Source organism: Leptolyngbya sp. FACHB-541 (genome assembly GCF_014695875.1).
GTDB lineage: Bacteria > Cyanobacteriota > Cyanobacteriia > Elainellales > Elainellaceae > JAAUTN01.
In genome coordinates this window covers 1-9,342 of sequence record NZ_JACJPC010000037.1, presented here as the reverse complement: position 1 = coordinate 9,342, position 9,342 = coordinate 1, and the positions used below count along the sequence as shown (strand labels likewise).

General features: G+C 50.4%; 8 protein-coding genes. 3 read left to right on the top strand and 5 right to left on the bottom strand.

Translation table 11 applies throughout. The features are described 5' to 3' along the window. Positions 1 to 233: 233 nt before the first annotated feature. Positions 234 to 554 (bottom strand): helix-turn-helix transcriptional regulator, encoded by a 321-nt coding sequence (locus H6G00_RS06295; RefSeq protein WP_190796083.1) that lies wholly within the window; start codon positions 552 to 554, stop codon positions 234 to 236. A 49-nt stretch (positions 555 to 603) separates the two neighbouring features. Further along, complete coding sequence (locus H6G00_RS06290; protein WP_190796082.1) at positions 604 to 891, bottom strand: hypothetical protein; 288 nt, start codon at positions 889 to 891, stop codon at positions 604 to 606. 413 nt (positions 892 to 1,304) lie between these two features. Between H6G00_RS06290 and H6G00_RS06285 the strand changes: the two genes are divergently transcribed. Next, a complete protein-coding gene (locus tag H6G00_RS06285) occupies positions 1,305 to 1,484 on the top strand; it encodes a ribbon-helix-helix protein, CopG family (RefSeq protein WP_190796081.1) in 180 nt (59 codons plus the stop codon). A gap of 10 nt (positions 1,485 to 1,494) precedes the next feature. Beyond that, on the top strand, positions 1,495 to 1,830 hold the full coding sequence (locus tag H6G00_RS06280; protein WP_190796080.1) for a hypothetical protein: 336 nt from the start codon (positions 1,495 to 1,497) through the stop codon (positions 1,828 to 1,830). A gap of 320 nt (positions 1,831 to 2,150) precedes the next feature. Here the strand turns inward: H6G00_RS06280 and H6G00_RS06275 are convergent, their stop codons facing one another. Further along, a complete protein-coding gene (locus H6G00_RS06275; protein ID WP_190796079.1) occupies positions 2,151 to 3,782 on the bottom strand; it encodes a hypothetical protein in 1,632 nt (543 codons plus the stop codon). Between the two features lie 1,261 nt (positions 3,783 to 5,043). Here H6G00_RS06275 and H6G00_RS06270 point away from each other — a divergent pair. Then, a complete protein-coding gene (locus H6G00_RS06270) occupies positions 5,044 to 6,696 on the top strand; it encodes a helix-turn-helix transcriptional regulator (RefSeq protein ID WP_190796078.1) in 1,653 nt (550 codons plus the stop codon). Between the two features lie 464 nt (positions 6,697 to 7,160). On the opposite strand, the gene H6G00_RS06265 is transcribed toward H6G00_RS06270, so the two are convergent. Together H6G00_RS06265 and H6G00_RS06260 are read right to left on the bottom strand one after the other, a co-directional pair. Beyond that, a complete protein-coding gene (locus H6G00_RS06265) occupies positions 7,161 to 8,228 on the bottom strand; it encodes a PDDEXK nuclease domain-containing protein (RefSeq protein ID WP_190796077.1) in 1,068 nt (355 codons plus the stop codon). A 470-nt stretch (positions 8,229 to 8,698) separates the two neighbouring features. Then, entirely contained in the window at positions 8,699 to 8,878 is a 180-nt protein-coding gene (locus H6G00_RS06260; RefSeq protein WP_190796076.1) for a hypothetical protein, read from the bottom strand. Positions 8,879 to 9,342 lie beyond the last annotated feature (464 nt).

Here is a 9,342-nt window from a genome sequence, read left to right as displayed (position 1 = left end):
TCTGCAAGGGAGCAGCTAGGCTGTAGCTCATTGGCTTGAGCGCAAGTCGGGACTGCAACTGGAAGCGCATCGTATACCTGCTCGCCGCCGCTTTAGCGAGAGACTGTTCGAGCAAGGAGAGTTGGCAACAGCGACGTTCTAGATGGATTTGAATCGGCATAGTGTAGAAGATGGGAACGGGCGACTAACCCTCACACTAGATTTCCAGACTCCCACAATGCAAACCTTCCCCATCACGGTGAGGGTTCTTTCCCGTTTGTTCGCAGCATCGGGCAAAGATGTCGCCTGAGATTGAGCGGAATCTTGTAATATTTCTCCCAAAGCAAATCCATCTCCGCAAGCCGACGTAGATAAAAGGGCTCAGGCGGGCGGTAGTTGCCCGACCCGGCAAACCAGCGGTCTACTGTGGGTTGAGAGCAGCCACAGATCTGCGCCATCTGAGCATGAGTGACATCCCACTTGGCATAAAAATCAAGATGGGACATCTGAAGCTGGCAGTGGGTGTAGAAATGGAACAGTCTTAGTTCATGCTGTCCCAAGGTGCGGGGGCTCATCGTTGTTCTTCCAAAGCAACAGCAGTGGGCTGAATGAGGGCGAGGGACACTAGGGAAATGCTTGCAAGCGAATGTCGTCCTCCCAGGCTAGGTCAGCTTGAACCCAGGCACGAGAGGGACTAGCAGGGGAGAGGAGAATAAGATATCGCCATGACCAAGCTTTCAGGTGACTGGCTGGGGCATATTGCAACCCAACAATGGTGCCAAAGTCTTGACTGGGTAGAGGATGCCAGCAGACCTGGTCTCCTAGATTGAACTTAGGCGCAGAGGTACTGTGTGGAAACTTCTCGGGTAGGGGTAAAGAGAACTCGGTAGATGAGGTTAGGGTTTCTGCCATAACAATCTGCTTGTATCAATAGGTGATGACGATGTAGTTCAGGTAACGATCTCAAAGCTCTGCTGTCATTAAATCGGTGAGCTTTTGTCAGCTTCATTCTTCTCTGGCTCAGACCGTCCTAGGCGATCGCATAGTGGTAGCCGATCTCCTTGATGCTGCTTCATGACCATAAACAATGCCCCTTACGCGGTTGTATGCAATTACTGGATTTGAAGCCAGTCCAGAGGAAACGGAGGGAGGATTGATCTCTATTTTTTCTATGTCCGTAGCGTGTTCGTTTGTCGTCCGTTGCTTGAATAGATGCTAGCATGAACGCATGAAATCTTGTCAACATGTATTCATGAATGCAATTTAGCAAGCGTTCATGAAATTGATGCAATCATGTAGTTGAGAAGTAAGATCGGGGGATTCTGATGGAAACCGTATCGATGGCTGCAAGTAGACGTGCTGACCCTGACTTTGCACAAGTCAGTGGCTATGTAAAAAAAGATCTGGCTTTGAAATTTAAGGCTACTTGCACGATGCAGGAGATTAGCCAGTCTGAAGCGATAGAACAGGCTTTAGAAATGTGGCTTAAACAGAACAGCAAGTGAGGCGATCGCCATGACTCAATCAGAACCATCGCGGCTAGACCGCATTGAGCGAATTTTGGAGCAGCTTGCACTACGGGCTGAGGCGACTGATCAGCAGATTGCGTCTAATGTTCAGCAAATTGCCTCGAACGCTAGGGCGATTGAAGCTAACAGCAACGCACTTGCTGAAACGCGACGGCTGCTTGAGGAGTCGGGACAGCGTACTAGTGAACACATCCAGGATTTAACTCAGATGTTTTTCTCACAAGTAGAGCTGGCAGCAACAGACCGTGCTGAGATGCGGCGAATGATTGAAGAGATGTACGGCAACCGCTCCAACGGGAATGGAAACAGCGAGGAAGAGTGAGGCGCAATGCCACCCAAAGAGCCACTAGGTGGGATTGAACTTAAGGTCAGTCAAATTCAGAGGACAGTGGAGCTTACCAACGTGAGAATTACCGACCTCGATCAGCGGTTAACGAGTAAGAGGGTGCTTGCAGCGAAGCTATCATAGAGTGCAATTGGGCTGAAATCATTGCAGAATAAGGGATTTGAAGTAGTTGTCCTGTACTAAAGATTTTGTTGTTTCCCTCATTTGCCGCTACTGGTTGCCATGTGCCTTTGCATCGTCACTGCTAACAAAAACGAGCGACCGATGCCCAATCGCTGTAGGAAAGCTTGGGTGTCTTAATCCCTTTCAAACCGCCGAAACCACCGTTCCGCCTCCCGCTCCAAAATCGGATCGCCCGAATCAAGATAACGCCGCATTCGCGCTTGATGTGCCTGATCCGTCCGATCGTCAAGCGATGAACTTTCCCTTTCCAGTCCATTCGACAAACCCTCATGGCGGTTCTGCTTGATTCTATTCAGGATAGTAAGGACAAAGCCAATTCCCTTCGGCCCATCCTGAGCGGTATTACAGCCTATCTCCCGTCGCTCATTCTCATCTAACGCATCAGAATCTTGCTCCAAAGCGGTATTACAGCCATTTCCGGTCAATAAGCTTGGGTGATTTCCAGAAGACGTTCTCTGAAGAACGTCTTCTGGAAGCTCCTTATGCGTGGGGGAGTCCGAGGGGGTTTTCCACAAGCTGTCCAATAAATGGCGAGGATGCCAAAGGTCGCGGTGCCGATAAAGTGTCGCTCCACTTATGCCAAAATCTATAAGAGCTTCAAATCGTGCGGTGATGCCTGTCGGCAGCGCGCCTGAGCTTTGCAGACTTATGACGGCGTTTTTGATTTTTTCCCTCGCCTCTGTTTGTTGAATTTCATTCCATGACGGCTGCTCCTTAGCAGCCGGAGCCTCTTTCGCCTTGTTGAGCTTGCCATAGCCGTAGTGGAAATAATGGCTTCCTTCAATAGACCGCGCCCAGGCGGTACTCTTTTCTTCCAGTTCCTGCTGATGATTGCACCAAGTCGTGAATCCAGGTAGGGAGCGTGCTGTGTGGGCGATGTCATCGGCAAGCGCCGCTCCTTCAAGAGGGCGATCGGCGTAAAGAATGTGACCAAACACATAGGAGCGCATGGCGATTCGTCCAAGCAGCCTATTGGTTTGTCCCTGTCCTGTCCACCCGTGCTCGATCTCGGCGTTCAGGTCGTTCAGGAATTTCTCCGCTCTGCTGGAAATGCGATATGTTTTCCGTCTAGCGCGTTTTAAGGTCTCCTTTAACGTCGCGCTGTCAAGATCGTTCTTTTGTTCCGTAAACCGCCAGGCTTTGACAAAAGTCTCCCTTGTGCTCCAAACGGGATGAAAGTCATGGTTCAGAAGATACGATCCCTCCTGCAACGGGAGCCGGTGGGCGTTGTAGAGACTCTGTTCACCCTGGCTGGAAAAGGGCTTAGGGTTGGGAAACACCTCAAGGATTCCTGGCGCGGGCTTGAAGCCCGCGTTTTCGAGGAGCGTGGTTACAGCAAGGGCAATCTCCCAGGATCGTTGCGGTTTTTCAAAAGGCAAGTAGACGTGCAGTCCTTGTGAATAACTAGAGCTGCAAATGACGGCTTCTACGAAACCAAGAGGTTCGAGAGCTTGGAGGATACGGCCTACGGCAAAGCCGTCGCTTGAGGGATGATAGGCGCTGCCGAAATCAATATCCAAAACGCAGTAGCGGGTCTCAGCAGCGAACCTAACGCCATAAAGGTAAGCTCCTTGCTCAATAAGACGATCGCTTAAGGGATGTCTGGCTTCCGTTCGCCACTCTGGCTTTTCTCCCGGCACCGGATGCTCTGCGTAAATGTAATCGTAGCGGTGCGTCCAAAGGGAAAGAAACGCATTCGTCCGTTCCTCGATGTATGAGGAGACTGTGTGAAGGGCTTGCGTCATGGAGGCTCTCTTATTCAACACAAACTGTGGAATAGAGAACTTGCTTTGCAAGACAGCTCTATTCCTGATCAGTGGCGGAAACGAGGGCGTATACGCAAAAGACAGGAGGAGAACCGGTCGTGGGGGGTGTGATAATCCGCTTACCTCCCCTAAAATTGACATACGCCCCTGTGGGCAACCGCACTCTTGCTTGCCAAAGGCTTTGAAGTGACGGTTGTCCTTGAACTATTGGAATGAAACTTTCTTCAAGACCCTGACGTTCGCCATAGTTAGGGTCCCTTGGTTGGCAAATTCCTGGTTAAGTCATGGGGAAACTCCTTAAAGCGGCAACTGACGCTTGATGTTTTCCTGCGCTAAAAGCGCTCGCGCTCTTCCCTGATTGAACAAACTAGAGAAAGCTTCTTTCCCTAACCGGGGTGATCAGCGCCAATAAGCGACCGAATTCACCGAGCTTTTCCCGCGAAAATACTGAATATTCGACATAGTCGTTAAGCAGTTCAGCCACGGAAATAGCTCATGGATGATATTTACTGTCAATGTCGTTTCTGACGCCTCAGTTTAGCGACGGTCACAAAAGCGACTTGTGACCCTATCGGATCAAACTGATCAAAATGATCAGATTTACGCTGTTATCGGTAGTGCGCTTCAGATAAAGGTTTGAGGCGTCAAAAAGTGACTTTTATAGGTGCTGAGGGGTTTGTTCGCCCCACGTGCGGGGTTAGTTTATCGATTGTGGGGAGATAAGGTCACCTTCACGAAAACCGATCCGAGAGCATCTAAGGAGCACAATGATGGTCTTGCAAACGTCGTTAATACCCACCATTTCAGAGGCATAGACTCTAAGGACTCATGGTTGTGACTTATTCCCCTCAATGGGGGATCTGTGACCAAGCTGTGACCCTTGCCTACGGACGGGGGTGCTTATGCTCCAGCGTGACTGACGACCCTTAACGAGGAACTTGTGACCTACAGGATAGGAAAAAGCATTGTGACCGATGCCCCTTAACGGTGGAACATGTGACCAAAATTGTGACCATGACCCTTCAACGAGGGATAGCGAATGGAAAACCGTGACCATCGTTCCACGACAGTGGAACATGTGACCAGAAAAACCGTATTGCCGTAGATATGCTGAATAGCGCGAAAGGCTTGACTTATAGCGTCAGCGTAAAGTGGTTGATAGGGAAATCGTTTGACGGCAAGGTCGCGGTTTGACGGGTTCAAGCTATGATTGCGGCATTCTTGAGCGCTTAATAGGACGATGCCTGCCAAACCCTCTCAAGCGAAGCGAAACCGACGTCCAATGGATTTAGAAGGCGCGAGCGTTTATGGAAACGTTGAAGTGGTTGATCCTGCCGAAATCGAGGCGTCGCGCCAGCGCGAGGAGATTAGCCATCAACCCGACAAGGCGATGTTTCCAGCGGTGCAGGCTTCGGCGCAACGCCCTGCGCCAAGTCCAGCCCTATTTTCAAGTGGCGATACTGATTACGCGGCGTCAAGCCGGGTGATTTGGGAGGGAGCCAATATCCTGACGCAAGGGAGCGACCTCCCCTGGCTGGTTTCAGACGAAGGTGAAGCGTACTATAAAAGCCTTGTCGGCAAAGGCAAAGGATACATCTCGTTCTGGCTGACGGACGACTTGTACGCCAAAGATCCTTCTGTACTTGAACGGGACTTCGCGATCGCGCTGATTGAGCAGTTCGACTTGCGCGCCGCCTGCCTGCACCTGATTTACGCTGCCCACGCGACCCAGCTGGATCGTCCCTGGGAGGAATCGTTCACCATCAACGACATTCAGCTTGAGCAGTATCTAGGGCTTAACAAAAACAAGAAGCTGAATAAGCAGCAAAAGCTTCAGCTCATGCTGAAATTGGCGAAACAACCCTGCCACCTACTGGTCTACATCTCTTGGCCGGAGCAAGGACGGGTTCCTACGGTAAGCGTCAGCCGCACCTGGTTGTGGGAAATCGCCGAACCGATTTTGCACTTTCAGGAATGCCTCACTGATGAAGCCGGACATGGGGTTGGCGATAAGACGCTAGTCGGCTTCACCCTCAACATTCGTTGCGGCATGTGGGCTAAATATTTCCTCAACGAGGAAATGCGTCGGCAAAAGCAAGGCTATTACGAGTACTGCATTTTGTCGAAGGAACTGATCCAGGACATTATGTCCACTTATCATCACTATGAAGGGGCAGCCCGCTTGATGACCTGGCTGCTGTTCAAAACCAAAATCAACCGCAGCAGTCCTCTCACCGCCGAACTGCTGTTGCGCATCGCTTTTGGGGAGAAGGCATTGCAAGAAGCTCTTGCCAGCTCCAAACACCGTGCCAAATTGGTCGAATCTTGGATTAAAACGCTGAAAGCTCTATTGGAAAGAGGCTGGACGATTACGCCGGACCCGCAAACGTATCCGCTGTCCTATTGGGTCGATTCAGGAGAGACAGGTTCCCTACGTGACGTTCCCGATGATCCGGATGCCGCCGTAGAATTTTGGGCCCAGGACGCAGGGGCAGCGGCGGGAAGCCGAGTCACCGATCGAACCCGGCGCGAACGCGGCAGCTTTACTCGTTTCTTGAGCGGGCGTTTGTGGATTCAGCCGCCTAAAGTGATTGCCGATCGCTTGGACGCGATTGATGAAATCCGCTGGGGATACAACAAAGCGAGTGCGGCGAAACAACCCGTACCGACAGATCTAGCGTCAACAACCTCTACGGCTGTCGCAACTAGACAAATCCGGGAGATTCAATCCGGCGAACATCTGAAGCAGCTGCGGATTAGCAAGGGACTAAGCCAAGCGGATCTAGCTGGCAAAATTGGTCGCAGTCTCAGCTGGATCAAGATGGTTGAAACCGGAAAGCGTAAGATTCAACCGCAAGACCACGCGACGCTGTTGTCTATATTCAACGAATAAAGCAAGGCAATGAAAATTGAGTCAGCGCCAAGCCAAGCAAACGATTTCACTGAAGCCATGACACTGCGCCAAGGCTGCCGCTCGCTCAGGGTAAAATCAGATCGTATTGGGATTGCGACAGGATGTATGTAAAAACCTGTAAGATTACCCTCAAATGCCCATTCCTCCGTAAGCTTTTAGTCCTGAGATCACGAAAATCGAGAAATGGTGGAATCAATTTAAGACAGAGCTTTCAGACATATATTGCAGGATTTTGCACGTGTCCTGTCCCCATCCCTTGTATGAACACCGCGTTTACCCTGAAGTGAACTGCTTCGCACCGCGCCATTCTGGGTTCTGCGGCTGATGTGGATAATCCCCTATTGTTCCTATTTATGCTGACCCAGGAAAATGAGTGATGAGAGGATGCTGGATGGAGCGGCTTTGGGAGCTTCTGCGGTGTGATGTAAAGGCACTGATAAGATTCAGCCATCCTCCATACTGCTGTTATCAACCATCTCCACCCCTGCAATGATGGTGTCTATCTCCATCTCAAGCTGTTCCACGGATGGTAAGCTTTCTTTCAGCGGCTCTGGTAGTGAATCCTTTAGTTGATAGGTTGATACTCCGATGGGTCGGTTCACATCTCTTAAAGCGTACTCCACTGCTGTTTTTTTCTTGCCCTTGCACAGAATGATGCCGATCGTGGCTCGGTCCTCTGGATGGCGCAACAGATCATCCACAGCAGAAATATAAAAATTCATTTTGCCGCTGAACTCTGGCTGAAATTCAGTCACCTTCAAGTCGATCACCACATAACAACGCAGCTTTAAGTGATAGAAGAGGAGGTCAATATAATAATCGTCACCGTCTACCTCTAAATGATATTGGCTGCCCACAAAAGCAAATCCAACTCCCAATTCCAGTAAAAACTCCCGAATGCGCTCAACCAATGCTTTCTCAAGCTCCCGTTCTTGCACAGATGAGGTGACATCTAAAAAGTCTAGGTGATAGGGGTCTTTCAGTAGCTGAGTTGCCAGGTCAGATTGGGGTGGTGGCAGGGCGCGATCGAAGTTTGTAATTGCTCCGCCCATGCGCCGATACAAATCGCTTTCGATTTGGTGGACCAGAACATTGCGGCTCCAGCCGTGCTCAACGGTTTGTCGGGCGTACCATAATCGCTCGTCATTCGACTTGAGTTTATCGAGCAGGGCGATGTTGTGATACCAGGTGATTTGTCCAAGCACCTCTTGGACAATTGGTTCATCTGGGAATGCTTGAGCGAAAGCCCGCATGTAGAGCAGGTTAGAGCGGGAAAATCCTTTCATCTCCGGGAATTCCTGCTTCAAATCCCTCGAAAGCGACTGGATCACTTTCGCGCCCCATCCCTCCTGCTGCTGACGAATCAGGATGTCACGCCCAATTTGCCAGTAAAGCAGTACCAGTTCGCGATTGACAGCAAGCGCAGCCTTGACCTGAGCAGAACGAATGCGATTCTTGAGGTCGAGCAGAAAAGTTTCGTAGTCTTGTGGGTTAAATAGACCCTTGATCATAAAGAGAATTGCAACAGTCCAGGCATCACCAGGTCAATTGGCGATAGGAACAGGATACAGGCAAAATCCTGCAATATGGACAGATCCATTTCGCCGACAGATGGCTATCTTTCAGTCCTGAAACCAGGAAAGGAGAAAGGTTTGAGAGTTATATGACATTCTCCTCGGATGCCTTGATGCGTGTCAATCTAAAAAAAGAATTGATAAAAACCAACACGCATCACGTTGAGAGCCATGTTGGTGTCGGTGCTCAAGCCTTGAACGATTAGATGCGTGTCAAATTTGAGCATTTTGATTAAAAACTGACACGCATCAGACTAATGAACGTCACCGCCGCAAGCGGACGGTGTATCACTTCGCTCCACTCGCACGCTTCGCGGCTCGACTCCGCTCAACAGCACCCTTCGGACGCTGTGTTCTCAGAACGCAGCAAGCTGCGGGGAATCAGACCCGAAGAGATTGAACTGGCCTTACTCAGGCAACTCTAGTCCCAGTTCTGCTGCCTTCGCTGCCAACTGATCCAGGACTGCTTGCACTCGTTGCTGCTCCCGCTCTAGCTGCTTCAGACGTTTGCCTCTTTGGATCGCAGCTCTGGTTCTATCGACTTCAACGGGTTTGAGATAACGAGCCTTTAGCCCTTTAATCCGCAAGCGATATTGAGTCGAGGGCTGTCCTCGTGCGGTTCCTCCAGGTTTAGAGGAGTCAATTCGGGCATCTGTCAGGATGTCTCCTTCTGCCTGAACAGCGCTGATTTCAGCCTCTAGCTCTGTCAGTTTTGCCTTGAGTTCGCGGTAGTTCAGAAGTGATGCGTGTCAAATTAAAGTAATAATGTCTAATTTTGACACGCATCAAACTATTTGAAGCTGCACTCTGAACAAGCTAGGCACCTGGCATTGCAGTTATTACCCAGCACCAACTGAAGCCTCTTTGACCCACAGCGCATCGCTGTAGAACTTCTCGCCCTGCTCCAGTTCAAACTCGTCCAACAGCACACCCCCCTCTGTGACAATATGAGTGAGACACCTGACCGCTCACAAATTACTGTCTAGTTCAGGTGAACTCTTATGGTCATGCCCTCTTCTAATAACAACGGTTCTCAAGCATCGGGTGTACC